The 17,357-nt window shown below is 68.8% G+C and carries 16 protein-coding genes and 1 pseudogene; 5 read left to right on the plus strand and 12 right to left on the minus strand.

Translation table 11 applies throughout. The features are described from left to right. Positions 1 to 12 precede the first annotated feature (12 nt). Both ACZ6CZ_RS33865 and sigJ read right to left on the minus strand, forming a co-directional pair. Positions 13 to 465: a VOC family protein gene (locus ACZ6CZ_RS33865; RefSeq protein ID WP_469029067.1), complete on the minus strand. Its 453-nt coding sequence runs from the start codon at positions 463 to 465 to the stop codon at positions 13 to 15. A 121-nt stretch (positions 466 to 586) separates the two neighbouring features. Further along, positions 587 to 1,519: an RNA polymerase sigma factor SigJ gene (gene sigJ / locus ACZ6CZ_RS33870; RefSeq protein WP_469029069.1), complete on the minus strand. Its 933-nt coding sequence runs from the start codon at positions 1,517 to 1,519 to the stop codon at positions 587 to 589. A gap of 206 nt (positions 1,520 to 1,725) precedes the next feature. Between sigJ and ACZ6CZ_RS33875 the strand changes: the two genes are divergently transcribed. Beyond that, positions 1,726 to 2,304 (plus strand): NADPH-dependent FMN reductase, encoded by a 579-nt coding sequence (locus ACZ6CZ_RS33875; RefSeq protein ID WP_469029072.1) that lies wholly within the window; start codon positions 1,726 to 1,728, stop codon positions 2,302 to 2,304. 52 nt (positions 2,305 to 2,356) lie between these two features. Then, positions 2,357 to 3,202, plus strand: a complete 846-nt coding sequence (locus ACZ6CZ_RS33880) for a nuclear transport factor 2 family protein (protein WP_469029074.1) — start codon at positions 2,357 to 2,359, stop codon at positions 3,200 to 3,202. Between the two features lie 67 nt (positions 3,203 to 3,269). On the opposite strand, the pseudogene ACZ6CZ_RS33885 reads toward ACZ6CZ_RS33880, so the two are convergent. Beyond that, positions 3,270 to 3,987, minus strand: a pseudogene (locus ACZ6CZ_RS33885) (transposase family protein). Positions 3,988 to 4,160: 173 nt separating this feature from the next. On the opposite strand from ACZ6CZ_RS33885, the gene ACZ6CZ_RS33890 reads away from it, so the two are divergent. Then, positions 4,161 to 4,877 carry a helix-turn-helix domain-containing protein gene (locus ACZ6CZ_RS33890; RefSeq protein WP_469029077.1) on the plus strand — a complete coding sequence of 239 codons (717 nt, stop codon included), beginning with the start codon at positions 4,161 to 4,163 and terminating at the stop codon, positions 4,875 to 4,877. Here ACZ6CZ_RS33890 and ACZ6CZ_RS33895 read toward each other — a convergent pair. Beyond that, positions 4,859 to 5,437 (minus strand): dihydrofolate reductase family protein, encoded by a 579-nt coding sequence (locus ACZ6CZ_RS33895; RefSeq protein WP_469029081.1) that lies wholly within the window; start codon positions 5,435 to 5,437, stop codon positions 4,859 to 4,861. The two genes, ACZ6CZ_RS33890 and ACZ6CZ_RS33895, sit on opposite strands and share 19 nt — an antisense overlap. 413 nt (positions 5,438 to 5,850) lie before the next feature. Further along, positions 5,851 to 6,327, minus strand: a complete 477-nt coding sequence (locus tag ACZ6CZ_RS33900; protein WP_469029083.1) for a carboxymuconolactone decarboxylase family protein — start codon at positions 6,325 to 6,327, stop codon at positions 5,851 to 5,853. 70 nt (positions 6,328 to 6,397) lie between these two features. On the opposite strand from ACZ6CZ_RS33900, the gene ACZ6CZ_RS33905 reads away from it, so the two are divergent. Next, positions 6,398 to 7,282, plus strand: a complete 885-nt coding sequence (locus ACZ6CZ_RS33905) for a sigma-70 family RNA polymerase sigma factor (protein WP_469029086.1) — start codon at positions 6,398 to 6,400, stop codon at positions 7,280 to 7,282. Between the two features lie 34 nt (positions 7,283 to 7,316). On the opposite strand, the gene ACZ6CZ_RS33910 is transcribed toward ACZ6CZ_RS33905, so the two are convergent. The 5 genes from ACZ6CZ_RS33910 to ACZ6CZ_RS33930 form a co-directional block, all read right to left on the minus strand. Continuing rightward, complete coding sequence (locus ACZ6CZ_RS33910; RefSeq protein ID WP_469029089.1) at positions 7,317 to 8,009, minus strand: cytochrome b/b6 domain-containing protein; 693 nt, start codon at positions 8,007 to 8,009, stop codon at positions 7,317 to 7,319. Then, positions 7,957 to 8,679: a molybdopterin-dependent oxidoreductase gene (locus ACZ6CZ_RS33915; RefSeq protein WP_469029091.1), complete on the minus strand. Its 723-nt coding sequence runs from the start codon at positions 8,677 to 8,679 to the stop codon at positions 7,957 to 7,959. Before ACZ6CZ_RS33915 ends, ACZ6CZ_RS33910 begins: the two co-directional genes overlap by 53 nt. 202 nt (positions 8,680 to 8,881) lie before the next feature. After that, the gene (locus ACZ6CZ_RS33920) at positions 8,882 to 9,175 is read right to left on the minus strand and encodes a hypothetical protein (RefSeq protein ID WP_469029095.1); all 294 of its coding nucleotides are present in this window, start codon (positions 9,173 to 9,175) and stop codon (positions 8,882 to 8,884) included. Between the two features lie 310 nt (positions 9,176 to 9,485). Further along, entirely contained in the window at positions 9,486 to 9,794 is a 309-nt protein-coding gene (locus tag ACZ6CZ_RS33925) for a hypothetical protein (RefSeq protein ID WP_469029097.1), read from the minus strand. A 663-nt stretch (positions 9,795 to 10,457) separates the two neighbouring features. After that, positions 10,458 to 10,949, minus strand: a complete 492-nt coding sequence (locus ACZ6CZ_RS33930; RefSeq protein WP_469029099.1) for a MarR family winged helix-turn-helix transcriptional regulator — start codon at positions 10,947 to 10,949, stop codon at positions 10,458 to 10,460. A gap of 230 nt (positions 10,950 to 11,179) precedes the next feature. On the opposite strand from ACZ6CZ_RS33930, the gene ACZ6CZ_RS33935 reads away from it, so the two are divergent. Then, on the plus strand, positions 11,180 to 12,025 hold the full coding sequence (locus tag ACZ6CZ_RS33935; protein WP_469029102.1) for an alpha/beta fold hydrolase: 846 nt from the start codon (positions 11,180 to 11,182) through the stop codon (positions 12,023 to 12,025). Positions 12,026 to 12,177: 152 nt separating this feature from the next. Here ACZ6CZ_RS33935 and ACZ6CZ_RS33940 read toward each other — a convergent pair whose 3' ends face one another. Both ACZ6CZ_RS33940 and ACZ6CZ_RS33945 read right to left on the minus strand, forming a co-directional pair. Next, on the minus strand, positions 12,178 to 12,825 hold the full coding sequence (locus tag ACZ6CZ_RS33940; protein WP_469029105.1) for a DsbA family oxidoreductase: 648 nt from the start codon (positions 12,823 to 12,825) through the stop codon (positions 12,178 to 12,180). 226 nt (positions 12,826 to 13,051) lie between these two features. Beyond that, positions 13,052 to 16,702, minus strand: a complete 3,651-nt coding sequence (locus ACZ6CZ_RS33945) for a S8 family serine peptidase (protein ID WP_469029107.1) — start codon at positions 16,700 to 16,702, stop codon at positions 13,052 to 13,054. Between the last annotated feature and the right edge of the window lie 655 nt (positions 16,703 to 17,357).

The following is a 17,357-nucleotide window of genomic DNA, read 5'->3' on the forward strand; positions in this document are numbered from 1 at the left end:
GCACCACAGCGTTCAGCCCGCGGTGAGGCCGGAGAATGCTTCGGTCGTGAGCTCCTGGAGCTCGGCGAGCGGGACGTCGCGGAGATGCTGCGTGAGCCCCCACCGATGACCGAAGGGGTCGAGCAGCTGACCTTCTCGCTCGCCCCAGAAGGTGTCGCTCAACGGGCGAATCACGGTGGCCCCGGCATCGACGGCCCGCTGCCAGGCGTCATCGACATCGTCGACATGCAGGTAGATGGCACCGTACGTGCCGCCGAAGTGCTGGGGCCCGACAGACTCCATCTCGGGGAACTCGTCGGCCAGCATCAGGGTGAGCGTCCCGATGCGGACCTGGACGTGGATCAGCCGGCCGCCGGGTACCACCAGCCTGGTGAGCTCCGTGGCTGCGAAGGCTTGTTGGTACCAGGCGGATGCCTCGTCCGTGCCGCGAGCGGTCAGGTGCAGGGTATGGGAGCTGAACGACATCGGTGCTTCCCTTCTGAGATCTGGGTGCGACCGGTTCGAGCACGGCATCAAAGCGCGCCGGCGGACCGACCGATCGACAGCCTGGCAACGGGAGTTGTCAGGCTCGAGGTCGACGCGCGCCTCAGCTGCCCCATGACTGCAGCTTGTCCGGGTTGCGAATCGCCCAGATACGTCGGATGTGGGACTCGTCGATGTCGAACGCGTACACGGTCAGCACCTCACGGCCGTTCACCGCGACGAGGCCCGGTTGGCCGTTGACGGTCCGCTCAAGGAGGTCGAGTCGGCCCGCGAGGCCCGCCAGGTGTACCAGGAACTCCGCAACCCGAAGCTGGCCCTGGACCGGCACCGGCGAGGCCATCGCGCGACCGCCACCGTCGGCGATGGCGACGACTGACGGGTCGAGGAGTCGTACCAGGGCATCAAAGTCCTTGGCCTGCCACGCCTGCCGGAACTCACCGACGAGGGCGGAACGCCGCCGCGTCCGTGCACCGCGGGTGCGGGCAGCAGCCACTCGTCGACGACCCGACGAGGCGAGTTCGCGGCAGGCACCCGGCGTGCGGCCGACGATCTCTGCGACCTCGTTGAACGGCACCCGGAAAACATCGTGCAGCATGAAGGCGACGCGCTCGGCGGGCGTCATCGAGTCGAGCACCACCAGGAACGCCATCTCGACGGACTCGTCCAACGTGATGTGGTCGGCGGGATCTGTCGCCGTCGATCCGTGGGACAGCGTGCTCCACTCGGCCCGCGCCGGCAGTGGCTCTGGAATCCACTCACCGACGTACCGCTCTCGGCGCATACGCGCCGAGCGGAGCTGGTCCATGCAGATTCGGCTCACGACAGTGGTCAGCCAGGCTGCGGGATTCGCGATAGCGGCCCGGCGCTCGACAGATTGCGCGAACCAACGGGTGTACGCCTCCTGGACGGCATCCTCCGCTTCGGTCAGCGAGCCGAGCAGTCGGTAGGCGATATTGGCGAGGTTGCGTCGCTCCGCCATGAGCGGGTCGTCCGCAATGCGCGCCGGAGCGTCTTCGTTTCCGCCTGTGATGTCCATTCGGTCAGAGCCTTTCGCTCGCCACGTATTGATCCTCCTGCGAGATACGACGGGTCAGGGCCCGCAAACGTCAGCGGGCGACCACGGCGGCCCGTCTCCTGACGATCGAGGCCACCACCGCGTCGGTGTGGGCGTTGGCACAGCGGTGGACCACAGCGGCGTCCGCGTGCCCATGGTTGCCCTAATTCGTGACAGGAGAACGCATCATGACCAAGATCGGCATCATCATCGGCAGTACGCGTCCGGGACGGCTCGGCACGCAGGTCGCCGGGTGGGTCCACGAAGCCGCGGCGCGGAGGTCCGACGCCGAGTTCGAGCTCGTCGATCTCGCCGAGTTCCGGCTTCCGCTCTTCGACCAGCCGGTTCCACCCGCCATGGGCGGAACCGGAGGCCCCGAGGCGCGAGCCTGGGTGCGCACGATCGACAGGCTCGACGGATTCGTGTTCGTCACGCCGGAGTACAACACCCAGCTCCCCGGCGCACTCAAGAACGCCATCGACTTCGTCTACGCCGGCTGGGCGAACAAGGCCGCCGGGATCGTCGCCTACGGCGTCGTGGGCGGCGCCGGATCCGCAGCCCAGTTGCGGCAGATCTGCGGTCTGCTCGGGCTCGCGGACGTGCCGGCCCAGGTCTCCCTTCACCTGGCCACGGACTTCGAGAAATTCACAGTGTTCACTCCTGGTGAGTCCGCGGCGCGCTCGCTGGAGGAACTGCTCGACCGTGTCGTCGCCTGGACCGCGGCACTCGAGCCCCTGCGAAGTGCCCGCGCGGCGTCCATCGCCTGAGCTGCCTCCTGTGAGGGACAACCGGTGGAGACCAGAAGGGAGAGGCCCGACCATGCCTCATCTCACCGTCCACGCTCTCGAGCCGCAGATCACCGGGCACGAGAACGACCTCATCGCCCGGCTCACGGACGCGGTCACCTCCGTCTACGGAGAGTGGGCTCGCAACCTCGTGGTCGTACAGCTCGCGGGACTCCCGGTCGGCCGCTGGGCCGTCGGCGGGGTAGCGCGCCCTGAGTTGGCGCCGACCGTGACGCTCGCCATCCGAGAAGAGGCGCTCAACCGGGCTGATGGGTCGCAGATCGCGGCCCGGCTCGTCGCAGCAGTGACGGACGCAGTCGCCGTGGCGCTCGGCGAGCACCATCGCGGCAGGACGGTCGTCGACCTGGTCGCCACACGCGACGACCGCACCGCCGTCGGCGGCCGGCTCATGAACGAGGCGGTGATGAGTGAACCGGACGCGCTGAGGGACCGCGTCGAGATCGAGGCGCTCCGCGCGGAGTTCACGGACGCGGCGATGATGAATGACCACGATCGACTTGCCTCACTCTTCATGCCAGACGGCGTTGTCCGAATCCCGGACGCCGGCATCGAGGCCGTCGGCCGCGACGGCATTCGGGGTCTCGGGCAGCAACGTGAGGCCGGCTTCGAGGTCTTCGTCCAGACGACCCACCCCGGGGTCATCTCACTCTCAGGAGACACCGCGACCGGCCGCGCCTATCTCTCCGAAGTCATCCGGATTCGTGGTGGCGCCTCGCACCTCAATCACGCGATCTACCACGATCGCTACCAGCGCACCCCAGACGGCTGGCGCTTCGCTGAACGCGCGTATGAGATCCGTTATCTGGACTCGACGCCACTCGCCGGGAGTCCTGGTGGCTCCGTCGCGGATCACGGATAGTCGCGTTCCGCGCAGGGTTCGTCACTGAGGGGTTGAGCGGCGAGGACTGGTCGGCTGGTCTGGCGTCTCATACGACGAAGGCGAGGTTGTGCATGCGGGCGACGGCCTGGACAGCGCAGTGAAGGCCGTCGCCACGTTGCCGGCAGTCACTGAGGATCTTGTAGTTCTTCATGCAGGAGAAGGCGTGCTCGACGCGGTCGCGGGCCTTGCGGTGGGCCGCGTTGTCCTCCTGCTCGCCCCTGAGCAGGGACCGTCCGGGGCGTTTGCGGTGCGGAACGATCAGGCCGGCGTTGACGTAGGCGCCGTCGCCGAGGACCGTCACGCCTTGGCCGTGTGTGGCCAGGCCGGAGTCCCGCCAGGCCTTGGCGTCCGCCGTGTTGCCAGGTACCGGCCGGGCCGCGGCCACCACCAGGCGGAACTCGGCATCCACGATGACTCGTACGTTCACCGAGAACCGGTAGCTTCGCGAGCACGCTCCGACCGCGCGGTCGCGGACCGGAATGAGGGTGCCGTCCACGATCCAGCCGCTCGACTGCTCCCCCGGAAGCACGGGCGGGCTCCAGCGCGAGCAACGGACCGAGCCTTTGGATCACCCGGCACACGGCCGCGGGCGAGACGCCGAACAACGGGGCGAGCTGCCGCATGGCGAGGTTCGTGCGGTAGTACACGGCCGCAACTCCGCAGACGGGCGCGAGCCGCGAACCGATGAGAGCGCGGACGTCACGGCCCGTGCCGACGAGTCCCCGCCCGCGAGGTCGCCGGGCTCGCTTGACGACCTTCGTCATGTGACCGGAGCAGCTTCGTCACCGGTACGGAACTCTTCGCCGACGGCGTCCCTCAAGCACATCCAAAGCGGGTGCGCGGCGAGGCGCCCGCCCTCGCCAACGCCTCGCGAACCCGCAGACACTGTCGCTCGGCCACCCCTATGCGGCCGTCCGACACGGCGTATCATCCGCCCATGGCACTGCGGTTCGAAACGCGCCGGTCCGACTCGCCGTGGCTGGACACCGTGTGGACCTGCACGAGCGAGCAGGTCGCGGTGATGACGTCTGTCGCAACGGTGCGCTGGGGCCTGGTGTTCTGGGAGCAGGACGGCCGAGCGTACGCGGGCATCACCGGCCCCGAGACGCGAACCGGCACGGCGCCGGTGCCGCAGGGCGCGACCTTCACGGGCATCGATTTCGCAGTGGGCACCTCGTTGCGGGACATGCCCACGCCGACGCTGGTCGACGGCGGCGTCGAACTCCCCGACACCACGCGCCGGACCTTCCGGCTGGACGGTGCACGCTGGGAGACGCCTGGCCCCGACGACGCCGAGGCCCTGGTCGAGCGTCTCGTCCGGGTCGGGATCGTCCTCCGGGACCCGCTCGTCGCCGAGGTGCTGCGGGGTCACCGCCCGGCCGTCTCGGGGCGCACCGTCGAACGTAGGTTCCGCGCCGCGACCGGGCTGACGCCGGGCGCCGTCCGGCAGATCGAGCGGGCTCGCACGGCGGCGGGGCTGCTGGCGGCCGGCGACTCGGCCGCCGACGTCGTCGCCAAGCTCGACTACTTCGACGAGCCGCACCTGGCCCGGGCGCTGCGGACCTACGTCGGACGCACTGCCAGACGGCTGCGCGAGGGCGTCGGCGGCGCGATCGCCCTGGATCTGGAGCTGGATCAGCGCTTGACCTCGTAGACCAGCTTCAGAACCCCGTTCGAGTAGCTCTCCGAATCCCGCAGTACCAGCATCTGTTTGTCGCGGTCGGCCCGGCCGAACAGGCCCTTCCCGGCACCGAGCAGCACGGGGAAGACGAGCAGGTTGTACTGGTCGATCAGGCCCGCGTCCGACAGCCGCCGGGCCAGCTCCGCGCTCCCGTGGATGAAGATCGCGCCGCCCTCACCCTCCTTGAGCGCAGCGACGTCCTCGGTCGACCGCAGGATCGTCGTCGGCCCCCACCCTTCGACGACGGCGTCGTCGGACAGCGTGGTCGACACCACGAACTTGGGCAGCTCCTTGTAGCCGGCGTGGTCCTCCGAGCCGGGCCAGACCGGCGCGAACGCCTCGTAGCTGCGGCGGCCGAACATCAGCGCCGTCGTGTCGGCGAGCTCCTCGCCCTTGAGCGACCAGGCTTCGGGTACGAACGCGAGGTCCTTGACCACCCATCCCCCGCTGCGGTGCTCCTCGCCCGGCCCACCGCCGGGCGAGTCCACGACGCCGTCGAGCGACATGAAACCGGTGTAGACCAAGGTACGCATTGTGCTGTCTCCTCATGGTCGGGCGAGCTACTGGGTCCACGCTAGATCACGGCCGCGGCGACCGTCTTGGACGGAAACGACAGCGGTCCACTGAGCGTTTCGTTATGGGTGATCTCTGGTGTGGGGGTTCAGCTCCGCGCCAGTCGAGGGTGGACGGCGGCGCAGGCGGCGCCGGCAGGCCGCGCCGCAACGGCTGACGGCCGGCAGGGCCCAGGGGCGTGCCGGCCGGGCTGCCGCGCCTCCTTGGTCCTTCGCCGTTTCCCGGACCATGACGCCGGTGCGGCTGCCCGGCCGCACCGTCGCGTGCTGCCGGGCCCGGTCCGTCATGCCGCGCGCCGAGGTCTGAGCGGGCGCTCCTACTCGCCGCCTCGGACGCGATGCGCTTCGCGCCCTGACCAGGTCAGCGGCGCAGGTCACCAGGTGGTGCCAGCGGGCTCCTCAATGGTGGTGTTGATGCGGTTGAAGAAGTTGGTCAAACCGATCATCAGGATGATCACGGAGAGCTGCTCCTCGTCGAAGTGTTCCGCGGCCTCGTCCCACACCTCATCGGGGACGGCCTTGCCGGAGCGGTCGGCGATCCGGGTGGCGGCTTCGGTCAGGGCCAGGGCCGCGCGCTCCTCGTCGGTGAAGAACGGCGCCTCGCGCCAGGCGGCCACGGCGTGCAGGCGTTCGTCGCTCTCGCCGCGCTTCTTCGCGCCTGCCACGCCGGCGAACACGCAGGCGCTGCAGCCGTTGATCTGGCTGCCCCGCAGATGGGCCAGTTCCAGGATCTGCGGGGAGACGCCGCCCTGGTGTATGGCCTGGTAGATGTTCTGGATGCCCTTCATGGCGTCCGGCAGGACCAGGGCGGGGTTCTTCATCCGGGCAGTGGCGGTGTACTCGCTGGTCATCTGATGCTCTCCTGGTGATCCGTTAACGTCTGTCACTGGACCGACGGATCCGGACACGGGGGTGTGACAGGTGAGCGGGAACTTTTTTCTGGCGGATCGTTTCGAGGCGGAGCGGCCCGCGCTGCGGGCGGTGGCCTACCGGATGCTGGGATCGCTGACCGAGGCGGAGGACGCCGTCCAGGAGGCATGGCTCAAGCTCAGTCGCACCGACGTGAGCGACGTGAAGAACCTGGGGGCCTGGTTCACCACGGTCGTGGGCCGGACATGCCTGGACATGCTGCGCTCGCGTACTTCGCGACGCGAGGACCCGCTGCCCGAGCAGGACGGGTCGGTCCGGCTGCCGGACCCGGTGGTCACCGCGCTGGCCCGCGCGGACCCCGAGCAGGAGATACTGATCGCGGACTCGATGGGCATCGCCCTCATGATCGTGTTGGAACTCCTCTCCCCGGACGAGCGACTCGCCTTCGTCCTTCATGACATGTTCGACGTCCCCTTCGACGACATCGCCCCCGTCCTCGGCCGGACCACGGTTTCCACCCGGCAGCTCGCAAGCCGCGCCCGCCGACGCGTTCAGGGCGCCGCCCCGGCGGCCGACACGGACAACGCCCGCAAACGCGATGTCGTCAACGCGTTCCTGACCGCCTCCCGTGGCGGTGACTTCGAAGCGCTCCTGGCCCTCCTCCACCCCGACGCGGTCGCTCGTTCCGACGGCGGCACGCTCGTCCCGAGCATCCTGCGACGCGGCGCGGGCGACGTGGCGTCCCAGGCGATCACCTTCGCCCGCTTCGCGGCGAACGCGCGTCTGGTGCTGGTCAATGGCACGCCCGGTGTTGTCTCGTTCGCCGGGGACCGGCCCTTGTCCATCATGTCGTTCACCATCCGGGCGGGCCGCATCACCGGGCTCGACATCCTCACCGACCCCGACCGCCTGACCGGGCTCGGGGTGACCGACTGAACGATGCCGGCCAAACGTACCGTCCGATGACGGGTCAGCCGCGACTCGGTTCGTCGGCGGCGGCATCCGTGCGTTCATCCGGCAGCCATCGGGAGTGGTGCCGCGCGGCCCAGGACCTGCTCACCCAGCCCGTACGCATCCCCAGCCGCGCCTCGGGGTCCTGGAACGCCTTGCGCATGTGCCCGATCACGACGATGGCGATGGCCCAGGCGAGGCAGTCGTGCACGAAGATGGCGCTGGTGCGCGAGATGAGCGGCAGGAATCCCATGAACCACATCAGCAGACCGGTGAACATCATCACCAGAACCGCGCCCGCGATCCACCCTGCGTAGAGTTTCTGTCCCGCGTTGAACTTGCCGGCAGGGCGTGCTGTCGGTCCTGTCCGCCGCCGGCGGACCGCCCTCAGCCACTGCCGGTCGTAGACCGCGAAGCGGTTGAGCCTGCGCAGGTCCGCCCGGAAACTCGGGGAGAGCAGCCCCAGCAGGGACGGAACCGGCAGACCGATGCCCGACCACTCGTGGACGGTGGCCACGATGTGACGGCGGCCGACCACCTCGGCCAGGGGGCTGAAGTAGAGGCAAGCGGCGGTGGCCAGACACAGCAGCATGAGCCAGCCGGTCGCCCGGTGAATCACCCGTTCCGCCCGGCTGAACCGGCGAACATGACCGGACCGCTCAGGCAGCTCCATCGCTCCGGTCGGCACCGTCGAGCCAGCCGTCGACCGCATAGCCACGCTCCTCCCAGAAACCGGGGATGACCTTGTCGGTCACCGTGATGCCGGACAGCCACTTGGCCGACTTGTAGAAGTACATCGGGGCCACGAAGAGGCGCACCGGTCCCCCGTGCTCATGGGTGATGGGTTTGTCCTGCATGTCGAGCGCGACGAGGACGTCCGAGCGGCGCGCCTGCCCGAGCGTCAGGCTCTCGGTATAGGCGCCGTCGAAGCAGGTGAACCGGATGGCCGCGCCTTCGGAGCGCACCCCGGCGGCGTCCAGGAGGTCCGCCAGCCGTACGCCTTCGAAGGGCGTACTGTCCACCCGCCACCCGTCCGTGCAGAGCACGTCGTGGACCACCCGTGTCTGGGGCAGGGCGCGCAGCTCGGGCAGCGTGTAGGTCCTCGGGCGGTCGACCAGGCCGTCGACGGTCAGCTCGTAGGTGGCGTCGTTCTTGCGTGGCACCGAGCCGACGACGCTGTAGTAGCGGAAGCCGCCTGGGTTGGGCAGCAGTCCGCTCAACCCCGTGGCGTCCACTTGGGAGGCGGCACCCAGGACGCCTTCCCAGCCGCGCTGCAGGTACGGAGCGGCGGCGAGGCCCGCGGCGCCCGCGCCGAGCATGCCCAGCAGCGCGCGTCTTCCCACAGGTGCGCCGTCGGCGCTCCGCCTCGGCTTCTCTGCCATGTTCAGTCCTTCTCGGAGAGTCGGTGACGTTCCGCTCCGGGGTGATCGACAGTGGTGGTGGCTCCGGGCGTCCTGGACGACGGCGACGGCGGCGACACCTCAGCGTCGATCCCGGCGCTGCGCCCGATCACCTTCGGGCGAGCACGCGCGTGCCCGGCGCCGACTATGCCGGACCACGTCGAATCGCCCACGGCCGGTACGGTCACAGCCCCAGATCCCACGCGAGGCAGGAGAAGTGGTTCCAGGAGGCCTCCGGATCGTATGAGGCCGCCTCCGCACCGCTCGGTCCCGCCTGCTTCTCCTCGACCATGTCATGGAAATGGATACGCTCCGGCAGTTTGCCGAATCGCGCGTGCCGCACCGCCGCCTCGACTTCTGTAGCGGACTCGTTTTCCATCACGGCCTCCCTTTCGTCGCGCCGGGTCGCTTCGTCCCATCCGGCGACCTCAAGACTGCACCCGAATGAGTAACCTGTCAAGGTGGTGACGACCGTCATGCGACCGGCTACGGTATGCGGTTCCACCTCGCAAGGAGAGCCGGCATCGAGCCACCCGATCGACACGTATGTCGGATGGCGATTGTTCGATCGTCCCACTCTGCCGCGATCCCGTCCTGCCGCACAGGTCATGTACCACCCGTGAGTCGACGGTACGGGTGTCTTCTTCCGGGGCTGGATGCGTATCGGCCTGCGACACCGGTCTCAAGACAGATCGTCGCCCTGATCACGTCGGGGCGCGGACGCCACGAGTTGCGGAAGGACCTCGCCCCACGGGTGCGGGGCGAGGTCCTTTCACGGCGTCATGACGTCACACGCTGGCCCAGTTACCGCACGCGTAGCCGGTCCCACCGTCGTAGACGCATATCGCGATCCTCCAGACGTCGAAGCTCGGCTCGGTGGTCGCCGTCTGACCGGCACCCAGGTAGAGCTTGTACTGAGTGCCGTTGTAGTCCTGGTACTTCACGTAGGCCTTGGCGTACGGGCTGTATCCCCAGACCCAGCTCGCGGCTCCGTCACCCGGGCTGTTGTCGAACTGCGCCCTGGCATCTCCGAAGTATGCCGTCACGACCGTGCCGGCGGGTGCGGCCTGAGCGGGAACGGAGGCTCCCAGGGTCACCCCAGCGAGTAGTGCGGTGCCTGCGGCAGCCCGGAGCACGTTCTTCATACGCATGATTGCGTTCATCCTTCTTTCGAGCAGGGAAACGCCCAAGGCGCGCGAGCGCGGGGCGTGAGGGAATGCCAAGGTCGGGACAGCGGTCCAACTACTTGTCGCATCAACCATACGGACGGACAGGAGTGATCGTCAACAACTGCAACCGGCACACACGTACCGTCGATGTCGGGCAGACGCGTGCGGACGTATCAAGGTCAAGGACACCGTCTGGTGTATACGTTGGGCCTGTCGGTTGCAGGGCGGCGGTGACTTGTCCTCAGCTCCGTCAGAGCCCGCTTGACACCCACCGAAGGCAGCCAAGTTGCTGGCACGTCCCGTCAGCGCGGCGTCGCGCGCGCGGTGCCGGGACCGCGTGGAACTGCCGGAGCACGGGGCAGCATCCGCGAGGCACGCGCCGTGACACCCACGCCGACATTCGGCCAACGCGACGGCCCCGAAACCCGCAACTCGCGGTCAAGCGCCATGACTCCTCGTCGACACCTCAGAGCCGGCGCCCGAGCAGCCCCGCACGGCCGAGTGAGCTGCGGTCCGGTCGCGACGGGTCCAGGTACACGCTTGCTGGACGGTGCGGGAACAGGGGTCCAGCCGGCGCAGGCGGCCGAGCGGTCAGGCCCTTCCGCTCGCCGGGGAGCCGGCGTTGTGACGGTTCACGTTGGCCGTCAGGCGGCGCACGAGGGTCTGGAGGGTGACGATCTCATCAGGCGTCAGCCCCACCGCGTCCCCGATGGCGGGCGGGACGCTGGAGAGGTGCCTGTGCACCGCGAGACCCTCAGCGGTGAGGGCGACGTGGACCACCCGCTCATCGTCCGCCTGACGCTGCCGCTTGAGCAGGCCGTTCGCCTCAAGCCGCTTGATCAGCGGGGTGACGGTCCCGTAGTCCAGTTGCAGGAGGGCCACCAATTCCTTGACGGTCACCGTGCGGTGCTCTCCGAGGACGACCAGCACCAAGTACTGCGGATAGGTGAGGCCGAGCGGCTCGAGCAGGGGCCGGTAGGCACTGGTGATCGCACGTGAGGCCGCGTACAGCGTGAAGCACAGGTGATCGTCCAGGAGTGGAACGGCGTCGCGCGGCTCGGTCGCGCTGCTGTGGTCACTCATCGTCGGCTCCTAGCTCTCCAGGGCGTCGTGCCGCCTGGCGTGACAGTGGCAATCCGGGACATTGCCTCACCTACTACAGGAACACTATACGCTGGCTCCCTTTTATCTTGCGCACAAGAGACTTGCGCACAAGATAAAAGCGGGCTAGGTTTCTGGTCATCCCCACCGGGCGGAAGACATCGTCCGGTGGCTGTCCCAGCCCACCGCCTCTCACCCCGAGGAGACCTGCCATGAACGTCTCGCCCGCCTTCCGCCCCACTCGCAAGCGCGTCGCCATCGCCGGGGCCCTGACCGGAGTGGCCGCCCTCTCCCTCGCCGCCGTGGCACCGGCGGACGCCACGGCCGGACACGACCCGTCGGACAAGCCCACCGTCGTCCTGGTGCACGGCGCCTTCGCCGACTCATCCAGCTGGAACGGCGTGATCGAGCGCCTGCGCCACGACGGCTATCCGGTGGTCGCCCCCGCCAACCCGCTGCGTGGCCTGACCAGCGACGCGGACTACCTCAAGAGCTTCCTCGAGAGCGTCGAGGGGCCCGTCGTGCTCGCGGGCCACTCCTACGGCGGCGCCGTCATCAGCGAAGCCGCTGCGGACAACCCGAACGTCAAGGCACTGGTCTACATCGCCGCCTTCGCTCCCGAGAAGGGCGAGACCGCACTGGGGCTGTCCAACAAGTTCCCCGGCAGCACGCTCGGATCGGTCCTGAACCCCGTGGCCTACCCGCTGCCCACGGGCGGAACCGGGACCGACCTCTACATCAAGACCGACAAGTTCCACCACCAGTTCGCCGCCGACGTCCCCAAGCGCGTCAGTGACCTGATGGCCGCCACGCAGCGCCCCGTCGCCGCATCCGCCCTGGAGGAAGAGGCGACCCGAGCCGCCTGGAAGACCATCCCCTCCTGGAACCTCGTCACCACCCAGGACCTCAACATCCCGGCCGCCGCACAGCGCTTCATGGCCCAGCGCGCCCACTCTCACACCACGGAGATCAAGGCCTCCCACGCCGTCTCGGTGTCCCGGCCGGGCGCAGTGACGCGCCTGATCGAGCAGGCCGCACGTTCCACCGCGGGCCGCTGACCCGGGGCCGTCCAGGCCGACCGCCAAGTTCCGTCCGGCGCGCCCAGCGCACCAGCGGACCCCGCGAACGAGGAGCTCGCCGTGCGGCCGGCGGGGATCACGGGACGACCCTTGGCCGAGCCCGGCCCGTCGGCCACCTCCGCGGAGGAGCGCTACGCAGCGGGGCGATCCGCCCACGCCTGCTCCAGCGCCCGGGTGAACGCCTCGGGCGGCTGGACACCGCTCATGCCGTAGCGCCGCTCCAGTACGAAGAACGGCACGCCGCTCGCGCCCATGTCGACCGCGAGTCGCTCGTCGGAGCGCACTTCCGCGGCGAAGGCGTCCGGATTCCCGAGCACCTCCCGCACCTCGGCCTCCTCCAGGCCGGCCGCTACGGCGAGACCGACCAGGGTCTCCTCGTCGTAGATCGAGGACTCGTCCGCGAAGTTGACGTGGAAGGCCTGGTCCAGTAGTTCGCCCTGTCGGCCGCGGGTCTTGGCGAAGTGGGCGAGACGGTGCACGTCGAAGGTGTTCCCGAAGACGCGTCCGCCGACGCGGAACTCCAGTCCCACGGCATTCGCCATGGCCCTGGCCTGTTCCTCCCTGGCGATCTGCTGTTCGCGGGTGCGTCCGTACTGCGCCGCGACCGCGTCGATGATCGGGACCGTACCGTTCTCCGCCTGGGGGTTCAGCTCGAAGGAACGGTGCACGACCTCCACCTGATCACGGTGCGCGAAGGCGGCAAGTCCCTCGGCGAAGTGTGCTCTGCCGACGTAGCACCACGGGCAGGCGACGTCCGTCCACATCTCGACTCGCATCATCTCGACCATCTCCATTCGCGATACCGGCGGCCTCGCCCACGAGGAAACGTCGGGGCTGCCGACCCAGTCGATCCCAATCTCCGCTGGGCGTTTCCTGAACAGTAGACGACCGATCGTCTATATCCAAAGTAGCAGGTCAGATGCTAGATAAGGCGAACGGGGTGCCAGGGGCAGACACCCCTGGCACCCCGCGCCTCAGCGCCGCGGTCCGCGGCGTGGACGGCGGCTACTCATGCGCTCCCGGGTGGAGATAGGCGCGCCGGACGGTCTGCCGGACGCGGTTGCCGGAGTCGTCGGTCGCGGTGATGCGCAGCGTGACATACGCGTCCTGGTGCACGTGGGCCGGCCGCTCGACAACGGCGGTGAAGCGGTTGCCGTGGCCGCACCGCGTGGTTCGTGCCGTATTCCAGGTGACGCCGTCGTCGTACGACGCCTCGGCCGTCACCGAGACCCCACGCGGGGCGGCCATGCCGTCCTGCATGCGGACGGACAGCCCGACCTCGTGCGTGCGGGACCGGCCCACCGCGTTCAGCGCATCGACCGGTATGTCGTAGTCGACCTGGAGCAGAGGCAGCAGTGTCGGGTGGGGCGTCGTGCCGGAGCGCAGCGTCCAGGACGTGTGCGTGCTGGTGCCGAAGTGCCATTCGTCCGCGGTACGCCCGGTCGACAGATCGAGCCGGTAGGTGGCGTTGCCCGCCGGGATCCTGAAGTCGCCCCACGCGCCGTTGTCGGACGTGGCGACCAGGGTGCCGTTCCGGTACAACTGCGCCGTGTCGAGATCCTTGACGCTGTCGAAGCTGCCGGACTCGGCGAACGACCAGTGGCCGGCACCCGAGTCGTTGAATTCCGGGACGTAGATCGACATGGTGTCGCCGTCACGTACCGACGGAAGGTGCTTTCCCTCGGGAATGGAGGGACGGACCACCGAGCCGAACCACCGCTCCGTGGTGTGCTGGTGGGGTCCGTAGGCGTGCGGGTCGTCGTGCATGCCACCCTGCAGCACCTGGTCGCTGGCTTCGATGACCCGGTACTGGACGACGTGCTGCCACTGAGTACCGACCTCGGCGCTCACGTACTCGGTGCGCTCGCCTCCCGTGGGTACGAGACGGTTCAACTGGTTCCAGGCGGTGTCCTGGTAGGGCCGCCAGGCGAAGCGCTGTTCGCTGGCCCACCCGGAGGTGCCGGTACGGTGGTAGGCGGCACGAACCACCGCGGTGTCCCGCTCGGAGACGGTATGGACCGGGTTCTTCGGAATGGCATCCCAGACGGCCATCACGTCGTACAGGTAAGGACTGCGCACCGTACCGCTGAACGACACCCTTCGCGTGCCGGTCGCCATGGCCTTCAACAGGGCGGCCCCGTCGGTCGAGGAAGTGCGGACGAAGGGCAGTGCCATGCGCTCACCGGTCGGCCACCAGTCGGTCCAGACGGGGAACCGTTCGGGCAGCACAAGGAGCACGCCCTTCGTCCCGGCGGCTCTCGCCGCACGGGCGAGCGCGTAACTGTCGTAGCCGTCGGAGCCGTCGTCACGCAGAACGGCCAGCCTCCCCCGCGCGGCGCGGAAGTCCGGTGCCTGGGCAGTGCCGGCGACCACCGCGGTCAACCGGGCACCGCGGTCCCCGAAGACCGGGGAGAACCTTTCGTAGTACGGCCGGAACGTCGCCGACCCGCCGGAGGTCTTCGCCTCCAGTTGCGGAGCGCGCAGCTGCGTGCGCAACGTGTATTCGAACTCGCCATCGGTGACGGGGGTGGTCGAGTTGGTGTACATCCGGTCGCCGCCGTACACCATGGTGGTCTGGAAGAGCTTCCTGCCGTCGATCTGGCGGTAGTACGTGGGGCTCATGATGCCGAAGCGCTCGGCCGGACGCGGCGTGCGTACCCTCACTTCGCGGGCCTCGGCCGCGTTCAGCGTGACCGTGGTGTCCTTGGTGACCTTCACCTCGGGAGCGATGACGTTGCCCGTCTCGGAGTAACCGTCGGCGGCGTAGTCGGTGAACGATCCGCTGACGTAGTACGTCCCCTCCTCCACCATCGCCACCCCGGCCTCGCGGTCCGTGTAGTCCGCGAAGCCGTCCGCACCGAAGATCGTCCCGAGCCAGCCCGGCTCGATCCGACCCTGACGGTTGCGGTAGACGACCTTCAGCTCGTGCTGGGGAGCGTGCACCACAAGGGAGACGATGGTGTGAACGGCCACCGTGCCGTCGGCGGCCACGGCGGTGAGGTATCCGTAGTACGTGCCTCGCGCAGCGCCCGCCGCGGAGTCCGTGCGCAGCGGTACCTCCGAGGTGGCACCGGGGGCGATCTCGACGGTACGGGACCCGACGCCGACCACCCCCTCGGTGAGTACCCGTCCGGTGTCGGTGGCCAGCTTGAGGGAGAGCGACAAGGTGACGGGGCGGTCACCGGTGTTGGTGTAGCGGACGGTGGTCTGCCGCTGTTCCCGTGACCCGCCGGTGGTCAGCGGGTCGAGCGTGACGGAACCGGTGGCGGTGACCGGACCTATGGCCGCGGCCAGGTCGACGCGCCCGCCGCCCTGCGCGGTCACATCCGTGCCGGGTACCGTGCGGGCGGTGCTGGTCAGGGTGTCCTTGAGCCGGCCGGCGCTCCAGTCCGGATGTTGCTGGGCCAGCAGTGCGGCGGCGCCGGCCACGTGCGGGGTGGCCATGGAGGTCCCGGACATCTCCGTGTAGTCGCTGTCGACCGGAGTGCCCAGGGCGGTACCCGCCGCGCGGGCGGCGACGATGCCGACGCCGGGCGCGGTCACGTCGGGCTTGACCGCGCCGTCGCCGAGGCGGGGCCCGCGGCTGGAGAAGGACGCGAGGGAGTCGTCCCGGTCGACGGCGCCCACGGTCAGGGCGGCGTCCGCGACTCCCGGTGCGTTCAGTGTGGTCCGGCCCGGGCCGGAGTTGCCGGCCGCGACGACGAACAGGGTGCCGCTCGACGCGGTCAGGGAGTTGACGGCCTGGCTCAAGGGGTCGGTGCCGTCGGACTGGCCGGTCGATCCGAGACTCATGTTGACGACCTTGGCGTGTTCGCCGACCGCCCACTCCATACCGTCGATGATGCCCGACTCCGAGCCGTAGCCGTCGTCACCGAGCACCTTCCCGATCAGCAGGTCCGCCTTGGGCGCCACGCCCCGCCGGGTGCCGCCGGACGCAGCACCGGTTCCACCCACGATGGCAGCGACGTGTGTGCCGTGCCCGAAGTGATCCTCGACGTTTCCGCTGCCGGAAAAGTCCTCCGCTGCCAGAATCCGGCCGGACAGATCGGGGTGGTGGGCGTCGGCGCCGGTGTCCAACACGGCCACCTTGACACCCTGCCCCTCATAACCGGCTTTCCAGGCGGCGGGAGCGTTGATCTGCGCCGTGCTGCGGTCGAGCAGTGCCGTGACCTTGCCGTCCAACGAGATCCGTGGGGTCCTCGCGGCCCGTGAGGCGTCCGGGTTTCTGCCGGGGGCGAGTGTCTTCCAGAACGTGCCCAGGTCCTTGTCGGCGACCAGCAGGGAGCGGGCGCCGATACTCATCAGGTCGCGGGACGGTGTGCCGGGTCTGTTCAGCACCATCAGCCGGTCGGCGGTCTCGGCGGCGGCTCTCGCCTCCCGCGCGCCGGCCCTGGCCCCGTCGCGTGACGGCTTCGGCGTCGTGGAGATGATCAGTGGCAGCCCCGAGCCGTGGGCCTCGTCGTATCCGTCGGCGATCAGTGCTGACACGTTGAACAACCGCCGGTCCAAGGTTCCGGCGAGGACGAGGGACTGGGCGTCGAACGGCACGACGTCGAGGGCCTTGTCGTCCTCCTCCGACGTCTGGAAGGAGATGTGCTCGCGCCCGGGTCCGGGCTGCACCGACACGGTGCGGCGCCCTCCGGGCAGCGACGTCACGGTCACACGGTCACCGGTGATCAGTCGTACGGTCGCGGAGTGGGGCCTGGGTGCGCCGTCGTTGCGGGCCGCGGTACTTCCAGCGGTCTGCGTAGCTCGCGACGCGAACGCGGCAGGCGTGACTCCGGTGACCAGAGCGATACCCGTTGTTATCGCCGCCATCATGCGAGTGTTCAGCATTACTCGCAACACCTCTCATGCGCCAAATGCGCAAACATAAAAACCGCCAAAGGGATGTGTGGATAACTAGTTACTTACCTCGTCAAGTTCTTCGAGAATGTATCCGACTCGAAAGGGTCTCTCAACACCCAATCGCCTGACGCCCCGTCACCACTCCCCCGCAAGCCGGTGGTTGCATCGTTCCGTAGGGGGACTAAACACCAGAAGATGCGCTTTTCCCGACGGGATCAGATGTCTTCCGTCCGGCGAATGGGCAAGGAAGGCGTCACAGACGGCCGGACGCGCGATGCTCGATAAGGGAGCTTTCGTGTCATCTGTCCCACACGGACCAGACGCTTGAGAAGTTCGGCCAGCTGCCGGTCAGTTCTTCCGCTCGACACTCGACAGCGGCCCGAACAGGTAGGCGCGGGCGGTCGCTCGGGGCTCCACCCACCCGAACCGGCCCGCGATCCGGGTCATGACCTGATCGAGCATC

It is taken from the genome of Streptomyces sp. NPDC041135, from assembly GCF_055592085.1.

Bases quoted from the DNA above. Each gene is read 5' to 3' on its own strand.
- ACZ6CZ_RS33865 (WP_469029067.1), bottom strand. From the start codon at position 465: ATGTCGTTCAGCTCCCATACCCTGCACCTGACCGCTCGCGGCACGGAC.
- sigJ (WP_469029069.1), bottom strand. From the start codon at position 1,519: ATGGACATCACAGGCGGAAACGAAGACGCTCCGGCGCGCATTGCGGAC.
- ACZ6CZ_RS33875 (WP_469029072.1), top strand. From the start codon at position 1,726: ATGACCAAGATCGGCATCATCATCGGCAGTACGCGTCCGGGACGGCTC.
- ACZ6CZ_RS33880 (WP_469029074.1), top strand. From the start codon at position 2,357: ATGCCTCATCTCACCGTCCACGCTCTCGAGCCGCAGATCACCGGGCAC.
- ACZ6CZ_RS33890 (WP_469029077.1), top strand. From the start codon at position 4,161: ATGGCACTGCGGTTCGAAACGCGCCGGTCCGACTCGCCGTGGCTGGAC.
- ACZ6CZ_RS33895 (WP_469029081.1), bottom strand. From the start codon at position 5,437: ATGCGTACCTTGGTCTACACCGGTTTCATGTCGCTCGACGGCGTCGTG.
- ACZ6CZ_RS33900 (WP_469029083.1), bottom strand. From the start codon at position 6,327: ATGACCAGCGAGTACACCGCCACTGCCCGGATGAAGAACCCCGCCCTG.
- ACZ6CZ_RS33910 (WP_469029089.1), bottom strand. From the start codon at position 8,009: ATGCGGTCGACGGCTGGCTCGACGGTGCCGACCGGAGCGATGGAGCTG.
- ACZ6CZ_RS33915 (WP_469029091.1), bottom strand. From the start codon at position 8,679: ATGGCAGAGAAGCCGAGGCGGAGCGCCGACGGCGCACCTGTGGGAAGA.
- ACZ6CZ_RS33920 (WP_469029095.1), bottom strand. From the start codon at position 9,175: ATGACGGTCGTCACCACCTTGACAGGTTACTCATTCGGGTGCAGTCTT.
- ACZ6CZ_RS33930 (WP_469029099.1), bottom strand. From the start codon at position 10,949: ATGAGTGACCACAGCAGCGCGACCGAGCCGCGCGACGCCGTTCCACTC.
- ACZ6CZ_RS33935 (WP_469029102.1), top strand. From the start codon at position 11,180: ATGAACGTCTCGCCCGCCTTCCGCCCCACTCGCAAGCGCGTCGCCATC.
- ACZ6CZ_RS33940 (WP_469029105.1), bottom strand. From the start codon at position 12,825: ATGATGCGAGTCGAGATGTGGACGGACGTCGCCTGCCCGTGGTGCTAC.